Here is a 20,657-nt window from a genome sequence, read left to right on the forward strand (position 1 = left end):
TCGGATCGGCCTCCGGCGGGGATATTTACAACAGGGAAACATGGGGGACGGTCTTGGGGATGCTATGTCTGACCCGGCTGGACCTGAGCCATTTCCGGTCCTGGCGGCGTGGCACGATCCATGCCGACGGGCGACCCGTGGCGATTCATGGGCCGAACGGGGCCGGCAAGACCAATATTCTGGAAGCCGTGTCGCTGTTTTCGCCCGGTCGCGGTTTGCGCCGGGCGGCTGCCGAGGATATGGCGCGGCGGCCAGAGGTGCTGGGCTGGAAATTGTCCGGGGTTCTGCGCAGCCTGCATCAAGTCCATGAAATCGAGATGCAGGCGGAGCCGGGCCAGGCCCGCAGCCTGCGGATCGATGACAAGGCTGCGGCTCAGGTCGCATTGGGCCGCGTCGCACGGGTTCTGTGGCTGGTGCCCTCGATGGACCGGCTCTGGATCGAGGCGGCCGAGGGGCGACGAAGATTTCTGGACCGCATGGTGCTGAGCTTTTTCCCCGCCCATGCCGAGGCGACGCTGGCCTATGACAAGGCGATGCGCGAACGCAACCGGCTGCTGAAGGACCAGGTGCAGGACCGCCATTGGTACGTCGCGCTGGAACGTCAGATGGCCGAGGCCGGGGCGCAGATCGGGGCCAATCGTGCCGCAGCCCTGGCGCTGATCGGTGCGGCGACCGAGGCGGCAGAAACCGCCTTTCCCGCGCCGGAGTTGTCGCTGATCCATTCCGAAGGCCCCTTGCCCGAAGACAGTGCGGGCCTGCTGGATGCCTTGCAGGAAGGTCGGCGGCGCGACATGGTCGCCGGGCGCACCCTGATCGGACCGCATCGCATCGACATGGAAGCCTTCTGGAGCGCCAAGGGGATTGCGGCGCGCGCAGCCTCGACCGGGGAACAGAAGGCGCTGCTGATTTCGCTGATATTGGCCAATGCACGCGGGTTGGCGCGGGATTTCGGGGCGCCGCCGATCCTGTTGCTGGACGAGGTTTCCGCCCATCTTGACACCACACGGCGCGGCGCCCTTTATGACGAGGTTTGCGCCCTTGGGGCACAGGCCTGGATGACCGGCACAGGCCCCGAGATGTTCGCCGAACTGGGCCAGCGGGCACAGATCCTGGAAGTTACCGAGCAATCCGGCGAAAGCATCGTCGAGGAAAGGACCCTGCCATGACCCCGCAACGGGTAACGCTTGTCACGCTAGGGGTCGAGGATCTGGACCGGTCCCGGACTTTCTACACCGACCTCGGCTGGACGCCGGTCGAGGAACAGGCCGGCGTGGTCTTTTACCAGATGGACGGCATGGCGCTTGGCCTTTTCGGGCTGGACAACCTGGCCGAGGATCAGGGCCGCCCCGGTGCAGATCTCGGCACGGGGGCGATGACCCTGGCACAGAACTTTGCGGATCGGGCTTCGGTCGATGCCGCCTTTCAGATGGCGCTGGTTGCCGGGGCCGAACCGCTGAAAGTCCCCGAGGAAGTCTTTTGGGGCGGTTATTCGGGGTATTTCGCCGATCCCGATGGCCATGTCTGGGAGCTGGCCCATAACCCCTTCTGGGAACTGGACGCTTCGGGGCGCCTGACCATCCCCGAAACCTGACCCCCGCTGTCGCCCGGAAAGGCCAAGATGACCATTACCCCCGCAGAGCTGGCGCTATACGCTGGCGCCCTGTTCGTGCTGTTCCTCACGCCCGGCCCCGTTTGGCTGGCGCTGGTGGCGCGCACCCTGTCGGGCGGGTTCCAGGCGGCCTGGCCGCTGGCGCTTGGCGTGACTTTGGGAGACGCGCTCTGGCCCTTGCTGGCCATCGTCGGGATGAGTTGGGTGGTCGATCAGGTCGATGGCTTCCTGACCGTGCTGCGGTACATTGGTGCCCTGATGTTCCTGACCATGGGCGCGCTGATCATCCGCAATGCCGACAAGGGGATCGCCAGCGACAGCCGGCTGACGCGACCGGGCAGGCTGGCCGGGTTCCTGGCCGGGATGGCGGTGATCCTTGGCAATCCCAAGGCGATCCTGTTCTACATGGGCCTGATGCCGGGCTTCTTCGACATCACCCATGTCACCGGCGCCGACATGGCCGCCATCGTAGCGGTCTCCATGGCCGTGCCGCTGATCGGGAACCTGATCTTTGCCAGCTTCGTGGACCGGGCGCGGCGGCTTCTGACCTCTGGCAAGGCGTTGCGGCGGACCAATATCATCGCCGGGTGCCTGATGATCTGTGTCGGGCTTCTGATCCCCTTCCTGTGAGGGACCGCGCCCCGGATCCCCGCCCTTTACGGGAGGCTTTGCGGGGCGTGGACGGACCCCTGCGGAAACGGTGAAAAATCATGTCATCCGCGTGACATTCCCGGTGCAAAAGCCTAAGTTGGCAGCAGAATTTCCAAAGGGGAAACGCATGGCTGAGGCTCAACCGAGCGTGCCGGAATACGATGCCGGTTCTATCAAGGTTCTCAAAGGTTTGGACGCCGTTCGCAAGCGTCCCGGCATGTATATCGGCGACACCGACGACGGGTCCGGTCTGCATCACATGATCTACGAGGCCGTGGACAACGGGATCGACGAAGCGCTGGCGGGTCATGCGGACTACGTCAAGGTGATCATCCACGCCGACAACTCGGTTTCCGTGCGCGACAACGGGCGCGGGATTCCGGTCAGCATCCATGAGGAAGAGGGCGTTTCCGCGGCCGAGGTCATCATGACCCAGCTGCACGCGGGCGGGAAGTTCGACCAGAACTCCTACAAGGTGTCGGGCGGTCTGCACGGCGTCGGGATCTCGGTCGTGAACGCCCTGTCGGACTGGCTGGAACTGCGGATCTGGCGCAACGACAAGGAACACTACGTCCGTTTCGAGGACAGCGTGACCGTCGCCCCGCTGAGCGTGGTCGGCCCGACCACCGGCGAAAAGGGGACCGAGGTCCGCTTCCTTGCTTCGACCCAGACATTTTCGAACCTGGAATACGATTTCGGAACCCTGGAAAAGCGTCTGCGGGAACTGGCCTTCCTGAATTCCGGCGTCCGCATCACGCTTGAGGATCACCGCCCGGCCGAGGCCCTGAAGACCGAGCTGTTCTACGAGGGCGGCGTGAAGGAATTCGTGCGCTACCTCGATCGGTCCAAGTCGTCGATCATGTCCGATCCGGTCTACATTATCGGCGAGAAGGACGACATCGGGGTCGAGGTCGCGATGTGGTGGAACGACAGCTACAACGAGATGGTGCTGCCCTTCACCAACAACATCCCGCAGCGCGACGGCGGCACCCACATGGCCGGTTTCCGCGCCGCGCTGACCCGGACGCTGACGAAATACGCCCAGGAAAGCGGCATTGCCAAGCGCGAGAAGGTCTCCTTCACCGGGGACGATGCCCGCGAGGGCCTGACCTGCGTGCTGTCGGTCAAGGTTCCGGATCCCAAGTTCTCGTCCCAGACCAAGGACAAGCTGGTGTCCTCCGAGGTCCGGCCTGTGGTCGAGAGCCTGGTGAACGAAAAGCTGTCCGAGTGGTTCGAGGAAAATCCCAACGAAGCCAAGGTGATCGTCGGCAAGATCGTCGAAGCCGCCCTGGCCCGCGAGGCTGCCCGCAAGGCGCGTGAGCTGACCCGGCGCAAGACGGCACTGGATGTGAACTACCTGGCCGGCAAGCTGAAGGACTGTTCCGAGAAGGACGCCTCCAAGACCGAACTGTTCCTGGTCGAGGGTGACTCGGCCGGTGGTTCGGCCCAGACGGGCCGTGATCGGCGGACCCAGGCCGTGCTGCCGCTGAAGGGCAAGATCCTGAACGTGGAACGGGCGCGGTTCGACCGGATGCTGTCCAGCCAGGAGATCGGCAACCTTGTGATGGCGATCGGCACCGGCATCGGTCGGGACGAATTCGACATCAAGAAGCTGCGCTACCACAAGATCGTCATCATGACCGACGCGGACGTCGACGGCGCGCACATCCGCACCCTGCTGCTGACCTTCTTCTACCGTCAGATGCCGGAGCTGATCGAAGGCGGCTACCTCTATATCGCGCAACCGCCGCTCTACAAGGTGGCGCGCGGCAAGTCCGAGGTCTACCTGAAGGACCAGGCGGCGATGGACGATTACCTGATTCAGCAGGGCACCGACAGCACGGTGCTGAAGCTGGGCGACGGCTCGGAACTGGGCGGGTCGGACCTGAAGCGCGTCGTGGACGAGGCGCGGCAGCTGAAGCGCGTCATCGACGCCTTCCCGACGCATTATCCGCGCCACATCCTGGAGCAGGCCGCGATTGCAGGGGCCTTTGTGCCCGGCGCCGTGGACCGCGACCTTCAGGGTGTCGCCGATACCGTCGCCAAGCGTCTGGACCTGATCGCGCTGGAATACGAACGCGGCTGGCAGGGTCGGATCACGCAGGATCACGGCATCCGCCTGGCCCGCATCCTGCGCGGCGTGGAAGAGGTCCGCACCCTCGACGGGCCGCTGCTGCGCTCGGGCGAGGCGCGCAAGACCGGGTCCTTCACCCAGTCGCTGCAAGAGATCTACAACACTCCCGCCACGCTGGTGCGGCGCGACCGCAGCCAGCAGATCTATGGCCCGCTGGAACTGCTGCGCGCCATCCTGGCCGAAGGTGAAAAGGGTCTGTCGATCCAGCGCTACAAGGGTCTGGGCGAAATGAACCCCGAACAGCTGTGGGAAACCACGCTGGACCCCGATGCGCGGATCTTCCTGCAGGTGCGGGTCGAGGATATTGCCGAAGCCGACGACCTGTTCACCAAGCTGATGGGCGATGTCGTCGAGCCGCGGCGCGAGTTCATCCAGACCAACGCGCTGAGCGTCGAGAACCTGGACTTCTGACAAGGGCCGGGGGGCCATCCCCCCGGCACATTATCCGTTGCTTGCCGCGTTCTTGTGCGGGGCCAGCACGTCTTCGGCAGAGGGTGTCGGCCAGTCGAAGTAATCCATGGTGCCGGCATAGCCATTGCCGCCCATGCGCCCGATGGCATCCAGCTTTTCATGGTCGGAATAGCAGGTCTTCGGGTCGATGATGTCTTGGCGGATATGGGCCATGACGATCCGGCCGAGGATGATTTCACGGGCCGAGCTGACCTCTATCCCCAGATATCGTTCACATTCGAACGACACCGGCGCCTCGGCAATGCGCGGGCAAGCCACCTTGACGCCCGGCGCCGTGGTCAGCCCGGCCAGCGCGACCTCGTCCACTTCGGGGCCGACGCCGGCGGCAGTGACCGACATGGCCTCGACATTGGCGCGGTCGACGATGTTCACGGTGAAACATTCCGTCATCCGGATGTTATAGGCCGTGTCCTTGAAGCTGCGATCCGCCTTGTTTTCCACACCAAGCGCCAGGATGGGCGGATCGGCCGAAAGGCAGTTGAAAAAGGAATAGGGCGCGGCGTTCACCACCCCGTCGGGTGACACAGTGGTGACCCAGGCGATGGGACGCGGCACAATGGTGCCGATCATGACCTTGTAGGCTTCGCGCGGGGTGAGATCGGAAAAGTTCATCGCATGATGGGTCACTGGGCCAACTCCTTGCCGTAGTGGGACAGGATGGATTGGATGCTTTCGGGTTTCGGCGCCAGTTCGGCCCGCCCCGCAACCGCACCAAGGTGATGCCCCATGATGTCGATGGCGCGGTCCTCGTCCCCGTTGCGGATCGCGTCGATGATCTGGGAATGCTCGTCGACCGCGCAATCCGACGAATGATTCCGCGCATAAAGCGACATGATCAACGAACAGCGCAGAACCACCTCGCAAACATAGCGGGCCAATACGTCGTTGCCGGTCAGTTCGGCCAGCAGGACGTGAAACTCGCCCGCCAGGCGAATCGATACGGGTCCGTCCTTGCCGCGCACGCTTTGCTCGCTATGCACATGCGCCTCCAGCCGATCGTATCCACTTCCGGGCATTCGGTCACAGAGGATTCGGATTACCTCGTTCTCGAGACAGCGACGCACCTCGAAGACATGCTGCGCCTCTTCGCGTGTGGGTTCCGCGACAAAGGCACCGCGATTGCGCCGCGTGACCACCAGCCCTTCGTTTTCCAGTCGCACAAGGGCATGGCGTACAATGGTCCGGCTGACGCCAAACTGTTCCCCCACTGTATCTTCGGGAAGACGCATGCCCGGTTTCAGGGCCTGTTCGATGATCGCCCTGCGCAACAGGTCATGCACCGCATTGGTCAGGGTATTCTTGCTGTCACTCATTTTGGTCCATGCCCATCAATTCTGCACCCGTCATATCGCATACGATTTTTCCAGTCAATTGGATACAATTTACTTGCCATGACGTATCCGCTCGGGCATCAATGAGAAATCGTATCCAATCTTGACGATTCTTAAATACAATCTTCTCGAACAGGGACCAAAATCATGCAACTTAAACATCTTCTGCTTGCGACCGCCGCAATGGCCGGTCTTGCAGGCGCCGCCCATGCGGAGAATGTGCTGAAATGGGGCGCGAACCGGGACATCGGGTCTCTCGATCCCTATTCCTACGGCGACAGCTTCACCATCAACGTGCTGAACCACGTCTACGAGGGGCTGGTGCGCTACAACAAGGACCTCAAGATCGAACCGGCGCTGGCCGAAAGCTGGGAGATCCTCGACGATCAGATCACCTGGCGGTTCAAGCTGCGTCAGGGCGTGACCTTCCACAACGGCAACCCCTTTACCGCTGATGATGTCGTGGCCTCGCTGACCCGCGTCAGCGACGAGACATCGCCGCTGAAGGGCAACCTGCCGGCCTATGTCAGCTCGGCCGTGGTCGATGACTACACAGTCGACATCACGCTGAACGGCACCTACCCGCTACTGCTGAACGACCTGACCAACATCCATATGTTCGACAAGGAATGGATGACCGAACATGATTCCCTGCTGCCGACCGACATCGGCGCGGGCACCGAAGGCTATGCCACCTACAACGCCAACGGCACCGGCCCCTTCGTCGTGGAAAGCCGCCAGCCCGACGCCAAGACCGTCTTCGTGGTGAACCCCGACTGGTGGGATGAACCGCAACACAACATCGACCGGATCGAGCTGACGCCGGTCAACTCCGCCGCCACCCGTGTGGCCGCCCTGCTCTCGGGCGAAATCAACTTTACCAATGACGCGCCGGTGCAGGATCTGCCGCGCCTTGAGGCCGCGCCCGCTGTCGACGTGCTGGAAGGCGTCGACCTGCGCACCGTCATGATCGGCTTCCCGTTCCGCGAGACGCTGACCACGGGCGAGGCCAATCCCTTTACCGACATCAAGGTCCGCGAAGCGCTCTACAAGGCCATCGATCTTGACCTGATCCACCAGAAGGTCATGCGCGGCAAGTCCCGCGTCGCCGGGGCCACGGTCGCCCCGCCGATCCCCGGTTATACCGAGGCGCTGGACGATCTGCCCGGCTACGACCCCGCTGCCTCGCGTGCCCTGCTGGCCGAGGCCGGCGTACCCGAAGGTCTGGAGTTCGAATTCAACTGCCTGTCCGACGGGTTGGTGAACGAGGAACAATTCTGTCAGGCCATCGCATCGATGTGGAGCCGGATCGGCCTGTCGCCGAAGCTGGATGTCGCGCCCCGCGCGGTGCAATCGCCCAAGCGGACCAATGGCACGACCGACATCTACACCCTTGGCTGGGCGACGCTGCCCCTGCTGGACAGCTATTCGCCGCTGCTGCAGATCTTCCATTCCAAGGTCGGCAATGCGGGCGTGTTCAACTGGGGCGGCTGGTCCTACCCCGAACTTGACGGTCTGATCGACGCGGCCGGCAGCGAACTGGACCTCGACAAGCGTCTGGCGCTGCAGACCGAGGCGCTGGAACTGGTCAAGGACGAGATGATCATGATCCCGCTGCACCAGCAGCCGATGGCCTGGGCCGTGACCGACGACGTGGTCGACATGCCCTTGTTCCCGGACAACAAGCCCCGGCTCTGGTTCGCCCGGATCGCCCCGGCGTCCTGAGGGCGGAACCGGGATCGCCCTCGGCGGTCCCACCGGTCGGGGGGCCATGTCCCCCGGCCCCTTCGACGGATCTTCCCACCGGAATATCGCTCGTTTGACAGGGGGTGCCCGCCCCCTTTGCACAGGCAGGATCGGACCCCGCGATGATCGCATTTCTACTCAAACGAATGGCCAATGCGGCCTTTGTCATGCTGGCGGTTGCCCTGCTTGCCTTTGTCATCTTCCGGTTCTTTGGTGATCCGGTCGAGATGATGGTGAACGAACAGGCGACCCAGGCCGACCGTATCGAACTGCGCGAACGGCTGGGGCTGAATGACAGTTTCGTCACACAGTACACCCGCTTCGTGACCAATGCCGTTCAGGGCGATTTCGGGATTTCCTACCGAAATCAACAGGATGTCATGGTGCTGATCAAGGACCGATTCCCGGCGACCTTCGAACTGGTGCTGGTGGCGACACTGATTTCGCTGGTCGTCGGCATCCCCATGGGGGTGATCACGGCGGTCTACCGCAATTCGAGGCTGGCCAATGCGCTGCAGCTTGGCTCGATCATCGGGGTGTCGCTGCCCAGCTTCGTGGTCGGCATCCTGCTGATCCTGGCCTTCTCGGTCTCGCTCGGCTGGCTGCCCGCCTTCGGGCGTGGCGAGACGGTGGATATCGGCTGGTGGTCGACGGGCCTGCTGACCCCATCGGGGCGCGCGGCACTGGTGCTGCCCTCGATCTCTCTTTCCACGTTTCAGGTGACGCTGGTCATGCGCCTTGTGCGGGCCGAGATGCTGGAAACCCTGCGCGCCGATTACATCAAGTTCGCCCGCGCCCGAGGCGTACCGACCGCCCGCGTCCAATGGCGCCACGCGCTGCGCAATTGCCTGATGCCGGTCATCACCCTGACGGGGATGCAGATCGGCAATCTGATCGCCTTCGCCCTTGTGACGGAAACGGTGTTCCAGTGGCCCGGCATGGGGATGCTGTTCATCCAGGCCGTGACCTTCGTCGATATCCCGGTGATGGCGGCCTATCTGATCATCGTCTCCTTCATTTTCGTCGCCCTGAACACGCTCGTCGACATCACCTACGCCTGGGTCGACCCGCGCCTGCGCGATGACACCGCCCGCGCCGGTGGCGCAAATGGCTGAACCGGAGGACCCCATGGACACCAATGTGAACGCCCCCGCCGCCGTCGCGGCTTCGCAGCCCCCGGCCAGGCCATCGCGGCTGACCCGCCTGAAGGAAAGCGACCTGTGGTATTCCTTTCGCGCGCATCCTTCGGCGATCTTTGCCGCCGGGTTGCTGGCGCTGGTCGCGCTGACCGCCTTCCTGGCGCCGCTGATCACGCCGCAGAACCCCTATGACCTTGCCGCGCTTGAGCTTTGGAATTCCGAGATCCCGCCGATCTGGAACGCCAATGGCCAGATGCCCTATCTGTTGGGCACCGACACGCAGGGGCGCGATATCCTGTCGGCGATCCTCTACGGCTCGCGGATCTCGCTGATCATCGGCTTTGCCTCGGTCCTGCTGGCACTGAGCGTCGGCCTGACCCTTGGGCTGATCGCGGGCTATTTCGGCGGCTGGATCGACAATGTGATCATGCGGGTGGGCGATGTGCTGCTGTCCATGCCCTTCATCCTGATCGCCATCCTGATCACCGCCATCGCCAGCGCATCCCTGCCCACGGGGCTGAAGGACGTGCTGGCCGCGCCGATCCTGATCTTTGCCATCGCCGTGCCGTCCTGGGTGCAATATGCCCGCACGGTTCGCGCCTCGGCCATGGTCGAAGCGCGCAAGGAATACGTTCAGGCGGCCCGGCTGATCCGGGTCAAGGCCTGGCGCATCATGCTGAACCATATCCTGCCCAACTGCCTGACCCCGATCATGGTCGCCGCAACGCTGAACTTCGGCCTTGCGATCCTGTCCGAGGCCACGCTGTCCTTCCTTGGCGTCGGCATGCCGCCCGATCAGCCCAGCCTCGGCACGCTGATCCGGATCGGCAATCAATACCTGTTCTCGGGCCTCTGGTGGATCGTGGTCTTCCCGTCGATCCAGCTGTGCCTGATCGTCCTGTCGGTCAACATGATCGGCGACTGGCTGCGCGACGCGCTCAATCCCAAGCTTCGGTGACCGAAATGACTGCAACCACCCTGAAGAACGTCCGCCCCATGGCCGGACCCGCCACCGATCTGCATATCGTGGACGGCAAATTCGCCGCCGCCGCGCCTGCGGGCGCCGAGGTCATCGACGGCGGCGGCCGCATCCTGATCCCCGGCCTGGTCGAGGCGCATACCCATCTGGACAAGTCCCTGCTGGGTCTGCCCTGGTACCGGAACGAGGTCGGCCCCCGCCTGATCGACAAGATCACCAATGAACGCGAGGTGAAAGTGTCGCTTGGCCTCGACCCGCAGGTGCAAAGCGAACGTCACGCCATCCTCGCCATGTCGCATGGCTGCACCCACATCCGGTCGCATGTCGATGTGGACACCCATCACGGGCTGGCCGGGGTCGAAGGCGTCATGGCCACCCGCGAAAAGCTGGCCGGGATGATCGACATCGAGATCGTCGCCTTCCCCCAGTCGGGCATGATGACCCGCCCCGGCACCGCCGACATGATGGACGAAGCCCTGTCGCTGGGGGCCGATCTTGTCGGCGGCATCGACCCCTGCGGGATGGAACATGACCCGAAGGGCCACCTCGATACGGTCTTTGCCCTGGCGGAAAAGCACGGCAAGCCGATCGACATCCACCTGCATGAACGCGATGCGCTCGGCTGGTTCTCGATGGAAGAGATCATCGACCGGACCGTCGCGCATGGCATGCAGGGCAAGGTCTCGATCAGCCATGCCTTCTGCCTGGGGGCGGTGGACCGTGCCTATGTCGCCGGGTTGCATGAAAAGCTGGCTGAAAACCGCATTCACATCCTGACCACCGCGCCCGCATCGGCCCCGGTGCCCGTGGTCAAGGAACTGGCCGCCTATGGCATCCTGACCGGCGCGGGCTGTGATGGCATCCGCGACACCTGGGGCCCCTACGGCAATTCCGACATGCTGGAACGCGCCATGTTCATCGGCATGCGCAACAACCTGCGCCGCGATGACGAGGTCGCCCTGGCGCTGGAGATCTGCACCAGCGGCGGCGCGGCGATCCTTGGGCTGGACGCCTATGGGCTGACGCCCGGCTGCGACGCGGATTGCCTGCTGGTCGAAGGCGAAACCCTGGCCGAAGCAGTCGCCACCCATGCCCCCCGCAAGCTGGTGCTGAAGCGCGGCCAGGTCACCGCCCGCGACGGCGCCTGCGTGATCGAGGCGCCGTGATGCCGCCCCGCACCCTTCTGACCGCCCGCTGGGTGATCGGCCACCGCGAGGGCCGCCATGTAGTTCACGAGAACGGCGTGGTGGTGATCCAGGGCGATGCGATCCTGCATGTCGGCGGGGATTTCGAAGGGGATGTGGACCGGCGGATCGACTACGGACAGGCGGTGATTTCGCCGGGGTTCATCGACCTCGATGCCCTGTCCGATCTCGACACCACCATCCTTGGCTACGACAATGGCCCAGCCTGGAAAAAGGGCCGCGTCTGGCCCGAAAGCTATATCGCCCGCGGCCCCTACGAGATGTATGCCCCCGACGAGCTCGCCTTTCAGAAGCGCCACGCCTTCGCGCAGCTGATCCGCAACGGGATCACCACGGCGCTGCCGATTGCCTCGCTTTTCTACCGGGAATGGGGCGAAACGATTGCCGAATTCGACGCCGCCGCGGCCGCGGCAGAGGATCTGGGCCTGCGCGTCTACCTCGGCCCGGCCTATCGCAGTGGCGGGCAGGTGACCGATGAAGCAGGCACTATCCGCGCCATCTTCGATGAGGCGCGCGGATTGGCCGGGCTGGAACAGGCCGCCACTTTTGCCGCCCGGATCGACGGGATCGCGGGCGGACGCATCCGCGCCATGTTCGCTCCCGACCGGATAGAGACTTCGACCGAGGCGCTGTTGCAACGCACCGCCGCCCTGGCGGCAGAAATGAACGCCCCCGTGCGCCAGCATTGCTGCCAGTCACCGGTTGAACTGCGGCTGGTGCGGGATCAGCATGGCTGTGCCCCGATCCAATGGCTGGACCGGATCGGGGTTCTGGGCCGCAACTGGCTGCTGCCCCACGGCACCCAGGCGACCCCGGCGGAATTCGCCTTGATGGCCGAGGCCGGCGCGACGCTGGTGCATTGCCCGCTGGTTTCGGCCCGCCACGGCAGCCTGCTGGACAGTTTCGCCAAATGTCACGCCATGGGGATCAACATCGGGCTCGGCACGGATACCTTCCCCGCCGACATGATCCTGAACATGCAGATCGGCATGATGACCGCGCGGCTTTGCGATGGCATGGGGGCTGTCCGCGCCGAAGCCATGTTCGATGCCGCGACCTTGGGCGGCGCGCAGGCGCTGAACCGGCCCGATCTGGGGCGACTTGCGCCGGGGGCGAAGGCCGATATCACGGTCATCGACCTGTCCCGCGGCCTGCAGGGCACCGATCCGGTGCAAAGCCTGATGACCTCGGCCTCGGGGCGGGAGGTCAGCGATGTCTGGATCGACGGGCGGTGCGTCATGCAGGCGGGCGTCATCCCCGGTGTCGATGAACAGGCCGATGCCGCCCGCGCGCAAGCACAATTCGACCGCCTGATCGCCCGGTATCCCGACCGCACGGCGGGCCATCCGCCCGTGCAGCAGATCTTCACCCCCAGCTATGAAAGAATCGCGCCATGAGTGACATCGTTCTGGACGTGCAGGGCCTGCGCGTCGAATTCCCCACGCGAAAGGGCGTCCTGACGGCGGTGGATGACATCTCGCTTCAGATCCGACGCGGAGAGATCCTTGGCGTGGTCGGTGAATCCGGCGCCGGGAAATCCATGACCGGCATGGCCATCCTCGGGCTGCTGGAGCCCCCCGGGCGCATCGCTGCCGGGCAGATCCGCCTGTCGGGAGACCGCATCGACAACCTCGACGACCGCGCCATGCAGGGCGTCCGGGGCCGCCGGATCGGGGCGATCTTTCAGGATCCGCTGACCTCGCTCAACCCGTTGTTCAAGGTTGGCGATCAGCTTGTCGAAACCATCCGCCTGCATACCGATCTGACCAAGTCTCAGTCCCGCGACAGGGCGCGGGAACTGATGCGCGAAGTCGGCATTCCGGCCGTCGAGGAACGGATCGACAATTATCCGCACCAGTTTTCCGGCGGGATGCGACAGCGGATCGTCATCGCCCTTGCGCTTTGCGCCGAACCCGAACTGATCGTGGCGGATGAACCGACCACCGCGCTCGACGTGTCTATCCAGGCGCAGATCACCGCCCTGTTGAAACGGCTGTGCCGGGAACGGGGCACGGCGGTGATGCTGGTCACCCACGACATGGGGGTTATCGCCGAAACCGCTGATCGGGTCGCAGTCATGTATGCCGGTCGCCTCGCCGAAATCGGCGCGGTCGAGGACGTCGTGCGACGCCCCAGCCATCCCTATACGACCGGACTGATGGGCTCGATCCCGTCGCTGCGCAAGGATGTCGAGGAATTGCAGATGATACCCGGCTCCATGCCGCGTCTCGACGCGATCCCGCAGGGCTGCGCCTTCAACCCGCGCTGCGCCCATGCCGGACCGAAATGCCGGGCCGAAGTGCCCCGCATCCCCGGCAGCACCACGACCGGCGCCGCCTGCTGGCTTGCCATGGAAGGAGCCACCGCATGAATATCCGTCCCAATGCCATCCTCGAGGTCGACGCGCTGGAACGCCGCTTCGACGTCTCTGCCCCCTGGCTGAACCGTGTGATCGAACGCAAGCCGCGCCGCACCCTGCGCGCCGTGGACGGCGTCGATTTCGTCATCCAGCGCGGTCAGACCCTGGCGTTGGTCGGGGAATCCGGCTGCGGCAAGAGCACGATCGCCAAGCTGGTGACGGGCCTGCATCCGCCCTCGGGCGGCAAGATCAACTTTCACGGCGACCGCGACCGGTTGCAGATGATCTTTCAGGACCCCTACGCCAGCCTGAACCCCCGCTGGAGGGTCGGTCGGATCATCGCCGAACCGCTGCGCACCCTGCACCCCGAAACACCCGAAGCCCAGGTGCTGGCGCGCGTCGACGAATTGCTGCGCATCGTCGGCCTGGCCCCGGCGGACGGTATCAAGTTCCCGCATGAATTTTCCGGCGGCCAGCGTCAGCGGATCTCGATCGCCCGCGCCCTGGCCGGAGAGCCGGAATTCCTGGTCTGCGATGAACCGACTTCGGCGCTTGATGTCTCGGTCCAGGCGCAGGTGCTGAACCTGATGAAGCGGCTTCAGAAGGACATGGGACTGACCTATCTCTTCATCTCCCACGACCTCAGCGTGGTGCGTCACATGGCCGATGTGATCGCGGTGATGTACCTGGGCCGCATCGTCGAGATCCAGCCGACCGCCGATCTGTTCGCCAATCCGCTGCACCCCTACACGCGGCTGCTGCTGGAAACGATCCCCGACCTCGAGGCCCCGCAGCGCGACCGCATTCCGATGGGCGGAGAGGTCCCCTCTCCGGTTTCGCCCCCTTCGGGGTGCAGCTTTCATCCGCGCTGCCCGCTGGTGCATGATCGCTGTCGGCAGGAACGTCCGCAGCGTCGGCCCGATGTGCACGACCGCCGCGTCGCCTGCTTTGCCGCCGAAACAAAAGGATCGGCCCATGTATGAAGAAACCTACTTGCGCCGCGCCATCGAAATCTCGGCCGAGGCGCTGACCACACCGGGCACCGAGCCCTTTGGCGCAGTCATCGTCCGCGATGGCAAGATCATCGGTGAAGGCATCAACCGGTCGGTGATGAACCACGACCCCACCTCGCATGGCGAAACCGAGGCGATCCGGGACGCCTGTCGCAACCTCGGCACCGTCGATCTGCGCGGGGCGGTCCTGTATTCCAGCTGCGAACCCTGCGCGCTATGCGTGGCGGCGATGAATATCGCCGGGATCACCGCGCTCTATTACGCCGCCGACATGGGTCAGGCCGGGGCGGTGCTGGGCAACCTTCCCGAGACCGCGCGCTTTCCGGTCGACGTCGACCGGCTGACCAGTGAATGCGGCCATGCGGTTGGCGACAGGTTGATGCCGGCGCAGCAGCATCTGGACGCCGAGGCGACGGCGATCCTGAAGGATTGGGCAGGCGCGCGATCCTGAACATGCCGCGCGCCCGGCCCCTCAACCGGCGGGTACGGGCGCCGGTTTCAGACGCTGATCCAGCGGCGGCAGGAACCCGCGATCAAAGATCCGCCCGACCGGGGCCGCCGGCAGGGATTTGCACGCGGTGATCAGCGCGATGGCCGCAGAGATCCGGTCGTCATCCACATCGCCGAGGCCAAGGCGGTCGGTCTCTGCATGACCCATTTCAAGGGCGATGGTGCCCAACAGACGGGCTTCGTTGGCGGCGCGGTCGATCTGCGGATTGCGGCGGACGACGGCCTCGACCCCGGCCTGCGGATCCGACAACACATCCCGCACGCCGCGATTGACCGCGCGGACCAGCCCCGCCACCGCGTCGGGATGATCCCGGCGGAACCGATCCGACACCATCAGGGCGCCGCCATAAAGCGGCGGCACATGGTCCAGCCATTCGAAATGGCGCAGCACCGCTGCCGGATCCAGCCCGGCTTCGATGCTTTGGGCGGCGATCGTATTGACGAAGCCGAACATCCCGTCCCACTCCCCGGCCAGCAGGCGCGGCACCAGATCCCTGTGCGGCAGCTCGGAGACCTCGATCGTGACGCTGTCGGCCTCCAGTCCGGTGGCGCGACAGAATTCCGGGAACAGACGCCAGGCCGCATCATTGGGGTGGGTGACAAGACGCCGTCCGGTCAGATCCGTCGGACCCTTCATGGCCCCGTCCCGCGCCACGGCAATCGTGTAGGGAGGCCGGTTGTGCACCGCATAGACCGCCACAGGCGCACCGGGGGCGCCAGCGGTCTCGATCAGCGCATTCATGTCCCCGTAGCCGGCATCGAATGCGTCCCGCGCCAGCCTGGGCACGGCGTTGGCCAGGGTATCGCCTTCATGAAAGGTGATCGTCAGTCCCTCGTCGGCGAAATAGCCCCGGTCATCGGCCAGAAAGAACCAGGCTTGCGGGCCGGAGATGAAGGTATTGAGGATAAAGTCGATCTGCATGGAAGTCCCCTGGACATGGTGCGGCGGAAAGATGCGGGCAGACGCGCAGCGCCTGCCCGTCGGGCGTCACTTGCCCTTCAGGCCCGCGGCTTCGATCAGCGGTGCCCAGGTGGCGATGGAGCCTTCGACGAAGTCGGTATATTCGGCGCTGCTCATGTCGGTGCCGCTGATGCCGAAATCCCCAAGGGCTGCAGTGACCTCTGGCAGGGCAAGCACGGCGGTCACGGTTTCGCGGATCTGTTCCGTCAGCGCCGGGTCGAGGCCTGCCGGGCCGGTCAGCCCGACCCAGTTTTCGATCACGATGTCATGGCCCTGCTCGCGAAACGTGGGCACATCCGGCATGCCGGGGAACCGCTCGGGCGATGCGATGGCGATGGCGACCGCTTCACCGTCCTCGATCATCTCGGAATTCTGGGCGACCATGTCGTAGAAGGTGTCCAGAACTCCGGCGCGGAAATCCTGAATGGCCGGGGCGCTGCCCTGATAGGGCACGTGGATCGTCTCGATCCCGAGGCTGGCATCGACCGCTTCGCCAAGGATATGGCTGATCGACCCGACACCGGAGGAACCGTAGGTCACCGGAATCTCGGTCGAGGCGGCGATGAAGCCGTCGACATCCGTGATGCCGCTGTCGGGCTTCACGAAGAGGCCCGGAGACGAGGCCCCGATATAGGCAACATGGGTGAAATCGCCCATCGGATCATAGGGCAGGGTTTCAAACTGCGTCGGCGCGATGGTGAAGGGGGCATTGTTCGCGATCAGCAGGGTGGTCCCATCCGGGTCCTGCTGGGCAACATAATCCGCCGCCACGGTCCCGGCGGCACCGGGGCGGTTGTCGACCACGGCCTTCTGACCGAAATCGGCATCCAGATGCTTGGCAAGCAGCCGCGCCACCAGATCCGAGGTCCCGCCCGGCGGGAAGGTGACGACGATCCGCACCGGCGCGTCGGACCAGGCGCCGGGTTCGGCATTGGCAAGGCCTGCGCTCAGGGCGACGGCGCTGGTGGCAAGGGCAAAGAAGGCATGTTTCACGGGACAGGGTTCCTTTCGGTTCATTCGGACATCGAGGCGTTGGAAAGTTCGGCAAGCCGACGGCGGCGGCGGGTATGGAACGTCGACCAGAGGCCATAGGCCAGGATGCCGGCGGTGACCGCCAGCAGCGTGGCGCTGATCGGACGGGTGACGAAGACCATCGGGTCCCCGCGGGACAGAAGCAGGGCGCGGCGCAGTTGTTCTTCCATCATCGGGCCAAGCACGAAGCCGATCAGCAGCGGGGCGGGTTCGAAGCGGAACAGCCGCATCAGGTAGCCCGCGATGCCGAAGGCCAGCGTCAGCCAGATGTCGAAGACATTGTTGTTCAGGGAATAGACGCCGATGCAGATCAGGATGATGATCGTCGGGTACATGTACTTGTAGGGGATGTTCAGCAGCCGCACCCAAAGCCCGATCAGCGGGATGTTCAGGACCAGCAGCATGACGTTGCCGACCAGGAAACTGGCCACCAGTCCCCAGAACAGATCCGCATGTTCGACCAGCAGGCGCGGACCCGGCGTGATGCCGTGGATCATCAGCGCCCCGATCACCATCGCCATGGAGGCCGATCCCGGCACCCCCAGCGTCAGCGTCGGGATGAACGCGGTCTGGGTGGCCGAGTTGTTGGCGGATTCCGGCACCGCCACCCCTTCGACCGCGCCCTTGCCGAACATGGCCCGGTTGCGCGACACCTTCTTTTCGACCGCATAGCCAACGGCCGAGGCAACGGTCTGCCCGGTCCCCGGCAGCGCCCCGAAGAACGAACCGATCGCTCCGCCGCGCCAGATCGGTCCCACCAGGGCCTTCCATTCGGCGCGGGTGGGGTAGAATTGCTTCCAGTCGATGTTCTGACGGCCTTCGCCCCGGCTGTTGGCCTTGATCGAGGCAATCAGTTCTCCGACCCCGAAAAGCCCCATGGCGACGATTACCAGGTTCACCCCGTCGCGCAGTTCGGGAATGCCCATGGTAAAGCGCAGGTCGCCGGTGGTCAGGTCGATGCCCACGGTGGCCAGCATCAGCCCTGCGATCACCATGGCGATCCCCTTCAGCGCGCCGCCGTTGGACACCGCCGAGGCCGCGATCAGCCCCAGCAGGATGACCGAGAAATACTCGGCCGGGCCAAAGCGCAGCGCCAGGGTGGCCAGCATCGGGGCCAGGACGGCCATGACCACCATGCCGATGATCCCCCCTCCGAAGGAGGCGATGGCCGACACGAACAGCGCGATGCCGGCCCGGCCGTTGCGGGCCATGGGATAGCCGTCGATACAGGTGATCGAAGAGGATGGCGTGCCGGGGATGTTCATCAGGATCGAGGCAATCGAGCCGCCGTATTCGGCCCCGTAATAGACCCCCGCGATCATGATGATCGCAGCCGATGGTTCAAGGTAGAAGGACAGCGGCAGGATCATCGCGATGGCGGCCATCGACCCGATGCCCGGCAGCACCCCGATGAAGGTGCCGAGGAAGACACCGATGAAACAGTACAGCAGGTTCTCGGGCTGCATGACCACGCCGAGACCGGCGGCGAAACTGGACAGGATTTCCATGGCTCAAAGCCCCCTGACGGCGTGGAAGGGCAGCCCGAGGGCCGCGATGAAAAGACCCCAGGCAGCCACTGCCAGGATCGCCCCCAGCAACGCCTTGCCGGGCAGCGACAGGGACCGGTCCGGGATCGACGCCGTGATCGTGGCAACAAAGACCGCAGGCATCAGCCCGGCCCGGTCGGCCAGCAGCGCAAAGACCGCCAGCGCCGCCGAGATCGCGGCGAAGGACACCCAATCGGGCCGCTCGGCCAGGCCATCGCGACCCAGATCCTGCAAGACGATCCCGACGCCGAGCACGATCAGCAGCAGCCCGGTGAAGAACGGAAAGGCTCCGGTGCCGGGCCGGAACACAGACCCAAGGCCCAGGGCAAGCCCGCCCCACATGAAATAGACGCTGAGGCCGATCAGCGCCGCGCCGCCGGCCGCCCCCCACCAGGCCCTGGGGCGCTCATTCTGGTCTCGTTCCCCTGTGGTCATGCTCACAGCCCCCCTCGGAACAGGGAATATCCCCAGGCGGTGAACTTCAGCGGCAGGTGGTAATGCTGCGCCGGATCCGACAGGATGAAGGGAAAGACCGCGACATCCAGAAATCCTACTGCAGCTTCAGTTGTTGCGTTCGAACTCGTGGCAATGAAATCCCCGATGAAGAACTCTGCCACGTAGCGCCCGGCGATGATCCCCGCGCCCTCGACGCTCGGGTCCTCGAACAGGCCGCTCTTGCCGCAATGCCCCTCGGCGATCAGCACCCGGTCCGCTGCCGTTTCACGCGACAGACGGACCCGCAGCCCTTCGGCCGGGCGCCCGGTCGCGACGTTGACGGCATGGATCGAAATGCCACCCGCGCTCATGGGTGCGCCCGCCGGTCCGGGGTGGTCGCGGCGACCGGCAGATGCACCGGCGCCGGAATTCGAAGATCAGGGAGGGAAGCCATTGCGCGGTCCTTTCCGGTCGGGTCACAGAAAGGGTAACAGCAAGACTGTGTTGCCATCTATGTCAGAATAGGTAATGTTGCATTCTCAAAACGAGAACGATTAGAAATGTCGCTTCACCTGCTGCCCCGCGCCCTGCGCTATGTCCTTGCCGTTGCGGAACACGGATCGGTCCAGGCCGCTTCGCGGGCCATCGGCATCGCTGCCTCGGCCATCGACCGGCAGATCCATGCGCTGGAAGAGGCCGGGCAATCGCCCCTTTTCGAACGCCAGCCGCGCGGGATGCGCCTGACCCCTGCCGGAGAGGCCCTTGTGGTGCTGGCCCGTCGCTGGCAGGCGGATGCGGACCGGATGGACACCCACCTGACCGAAATGCGGGGCCAGGAACATGGTGTGGTGCGGGTCGCCGCCATGGACAGTCTGGCGAACAGCCTGCTGCCGGACCTTGTCACCTGGGTCCACCAGACCCATCCGCGCATCCATCTCGCGGCCGAGATCATGACACCAGCCGAGGCCTCCGAGGCGCTGGAACAGGGCACAACCGACGTCACAATCGCCTTCAACCTGCCCCAGCACCGCTACCAGCACCGCCTGTGGAGCGCGCCGCTGCCCTTGGGCTGCGCCATGTCCCCGACCCATCCTCTTGCCCGCGAGGCAGAGCTCGATTTCGCCGCATTGGATGGCTATCCCAGCGTTTCGCAGAACGAAAGCCTGCCGGTTCGGCAGCGGCTGGAGCATCAGTATTCCTGGTTCTTCAAGGACAACGCCCCGGTTCTGACCACCAATTCCCTGCAATTGCTGAAGCGCAGCATCGCGCAGTCCGACATGATCCTGATCACCTCGGAACTGGATGTGCTGGCCGAAGTCGAGGCCGGAGATCTGGTCTTTGTGCCGCTGCGCGGACGTGGGCTGCGCCCCCAGACGATCGCGATCGCCATCGACACCCGGCGCACCCTGTTGCGCGCCACGCGGGTGGTGACCGAACATCTTGCGGCCAGCGCCGCGGCCCGCCTGGACGGTATCCGCCAGGTACGCGGCGCGGCCGATTCATCCCCGGATTGATGAACGCCCGGTTGCGGCCTG

General features: G+C 64.7%; 20 protein-coding genes. 13 read left to right on the forward strand and 7 right to left on the reverse strand.

What is annotated here, in order from left to right:
- Nucleotides 1-59 precede the first annotated feature (59 nt).
- From recF to gyrB, 4 genes are all read left to right on the forward strand, one after another.
- A complete protein-coding gene (gene recF, locus PSAL_RS12835; RefSeq protein ID WP_408004184.1) occupies nt 60-1,166 on the forward strand; it encodes a DNA replication/repair protein RecF in 1,107 nt (368 codons plus the stop codon).
- Nucleotides 1,163-1,591 carry a VOC family protein gene (locus PSAL_RS12840; RefSeq protein WP_119841027.1) on the forward strand — a complete coding sequence of 143 codons (429 nt, stop codon included), beginning with the start codon at nt 1,163-1,165 and terminating at the stop codon, nt 1,589-1,591. Before recF ends, PSAL_RS12840 begins: the two co-directional genes overlap by 4 nt.
- Before the next feature lie 27 nt (nt 1,592-1,618).
- Entirely contained in the window at nt 1,619-2,239 is a 621-nt protein-coding gene (locus PSAL_RS12845) for a LysE family translocator (protein ID WP_119841028.1), read from the forward strand.
- A 148-nt stretch (nt 2,240-2,387) separates the two neighbouring features.
- Entirely contained in the window at nt 2,388-4,805 is a 2,418-nt protein-coding gene (gene gyrB, locus PSAL_RS12850; protein ID WP_119841029.1) for a DNA topoisomerase (ATP-hydrolyzing) subunit B, read from the forward strand.
- A gap of 30 nt (nt 4,806-4,835) precedes the next feature.
- On the opposite strand, the gene PSAL_RS12855 is transcribed toward gyrB, so the two are convergent.
- Nucleotides 4,836-5,492, reverse strand: coding sequence for a flavin reductase family protein (locus tag PSAL_RS12855; protein ID WP_231388516.1), 657 nt, complete (start codon nt 5,490-5,492; stop codon nt 4,836-4,838).
- Nucleotides 5,489-6,178 carry a GntR family transcriptional regulator gene (locus PSAL_RS12860; RefSeq protein WP_119841030.1) on the reverse strand — a complete coding sequence of 230 codons (690 nt, stop codon included), beginning with the start codon at nt 6,176-6,178 and terminating at the stop codon, nt 5,489-5,491. Before PSAL_RS12860 ends, PSAL_RS12855 begins: the two co-directional genes overlap by 4 nt.
- A 165-nt stretch (nt 6,179-6,343) precedes the next feature.
- On the opposite strand from PSAL_RS12860, the gene PSAL_RS12865 reads away from it, so the two are divergent.
- From PSAL_RS12865 to PSAL_RS12900, 8 genes are all read left to right on the forward strand, one after another.
- The gene (locus PSAL_RS12865) at nt 6,344-7,921 is read left to right on the forward strand and encodes an ABC transporter substrate-binding protein (RefSeq protein WP_119841031.1); all 1,578 of its coding nucleotides are present in this window, start codon (nt 6,344-6,346) and stop codon (nt 7,919-7,921) included.
- A gap of 143 nt (nt 7,922-8,064) precedes the next feature.
- Nucleotides 8,065-9,057, forward strand: coding sequence for an ABC transporter permease (locus PSAL_RS12870; protein WP_119841032.1), 993 nt, complete (start codon nt 8,065-8,067; stop codon nt 9,055-9,057).
- Between the two features lie 13 nt (nt 9,058-9,070).
- Entirely contained in the window at nt 9,071-10,039 is a 969-nt protein-coding gene (locus PSAL_RS12875) for an ABC transporter permease (protein WP_119841033.1), read from the forward strand.
- Between the two features lie 5 nt (nt 10,040-10,044).
- Nucleotides 10,045-11,226 (forward strand): amidohydrolase family protein, encoded by a 1,182-nt coding sequence (locus PSAL_RS12880; RefSeq protein WP_119841198.1) that lies wholly within the window; start codon nt 10,045-10,047, stop codon nt 11,224-11,226.
- Complete coding sequence (locus tag PSAL_RS12885) at nt 11,226-12,662, forward strand: chlorohydrolase family protein (protein WP_119841034.1); 1,437 nt, start codon at nt 11,226-11,228, stop codon at nt 12,660-12,662. Before PSAL_RS12880 ends, PSAL_RS12885 begins: the two co-directional genes overlap by 1 nt.
- Nucleotides 12,659-13,636, forward strand: a complete 978-nt coding sequence (locus PSAL_RS12890; protein WP_119841035.1) for an ABC transporter ATP-binding protein — start codon at nt 12,659-12,661, stop codon at nt 13,634-13,636. Before PSAL_RS12885 ends, PSAL_RS12890 begins: the two co-directional genes overlap by 4 nt.
- Nucleotides 13,633-14,607: an ABC transporter ATP-binding protein gene (locus PSAL_RS12895; RefSeq protein ID WP_119841036.1), complete on the forward strand. Its 975-nt coding sequence runs from the start codon at nt 13,633-13,635 to the stop codon at nt 14,605-14,607. Before PSAL_RS12890 ends, PSAL_RS12895 begins: the two co-directional genes overlap by 4 nt.
- The gene (locus PSAL_RS12900) at nt 14,600-15,088 is read left to right on the forward strand and encodes a nucleoside deaminase (RefSeq protein ID WP_119841037.1); all 489 of its coding nucleotides are present in this window, start codon (nt 14,600-14,602) and stop codon (nt 15,086-15,088) included. Before PSAL_RS12895 ends, PSAL_RS12900 begins: the two co-directional genes overlap by 8 nt.
- 21 nt (nt 15,089-15,109) lie before the next feature.
- Here the strand turns inward: PSAL_RS12900 and PSAL_RS12905 are convergent, their stop codons facing one another.
- The 5 genes from PSAL_RS12905 to PSAL_RS12925 all read right to left on the reverse strand — a co-directional run bounded on the left by PSAL_RS12905 (nt 15,110) and on the right by PSAL_RS12925 (nt 19,493).
- Complete coding sequence (locus tag PSAL_RS12905) at nt 15,110-16,069, reverse strand: ABC transporter substrate-binding protein (RefSeq protein WP_119841038.1); 960 nt, start codon at nt 16,067-16,069, stop codon at nt 15,110-15,112.
- Nucleotides 16,070-16,135: 66 nt separating this feature from the next.
- Complete coding sequence (locus tag PSAL_RS12910; RefSeq protein ID WP_196222910.1) at nt 16,136-17,101, reverse strand: Bug family tripartite tricarboxylate transporter substrate binding protein; 966 nt, start codon at nt 17,099-17,101, stop codon at nt 16,136-16,138.
- A gap of 20 nt (nt 17,102-17,121) precedes the next feature.
- On the reverse strand, nt 17,122-18,648 hold the full coding sequence (locus PSAL_RS12915) for a tripartite tricarboxylate transporter permease (RefSeq protein ID WP_119841040.1): 1,527 nt from the start codon (nt 18,646-18,648) through the stop codon (nt 17,122-17,124).
- Nucleotides 18,649-18,651: 3 nt separating this feature from the next.
- Nucleotides 18,652-19,122 carry a tripartite tricarboxylate transporter TctB family protein gene (locus tag PSAL_RS12920; RefSeq protein ID WP_119841041.1) on the reverse strand — a complete coding sequence of 157 codons (471 nt, stop codon included), beginning with the start codon at nt 19,120-19,122 and terminating at the stop codon, nt 18,652-18,654.
- A 2-nt stretch (nt 19,123-19,124) separates the two neighbouring features.
- Nucleotides 19,125-19,493, reverse strand: coding sequence for a hydroxyisourate hydrolase (locus tag PSAL_RS12925; protein ID WP_119841042.1), 369 nt, complete (start codon nt 19,491-19,493; stop codon nt 19,125-19,127).
- 189 nt (nt 19,494-19,682) lie between these two features.
- Between PSAL_RS12925 and PSAL_RS12930 the strand changes: the two genes are divergently transcribed.
- The gene (locus PSAL_RS12930; RefSeq protein WP_119841043.1) at nt 19,683-20,636 is read left to right on the forward strand and encodes a LysR family transcriptional regulator; all 954 of its coding nucleotides are present in this window, start codon (nt 19,683-19,685) and stop codon (nt 20,634-20,636) included.
- The last annotated feature ends 21 nt before the right edge of the window (nt 20,637-20,657 follow it).

It is taken from the genome of Pseudooceanicola algae (assembly GCF_003590145.2).
Classification (GTDB): Bacteria; Pseudomonadota; Alphaproteobacteria; order Rhodobacterales; family Rhodobacteraceae; genus Pseudooceanicola; species Pseudooceanicola algae.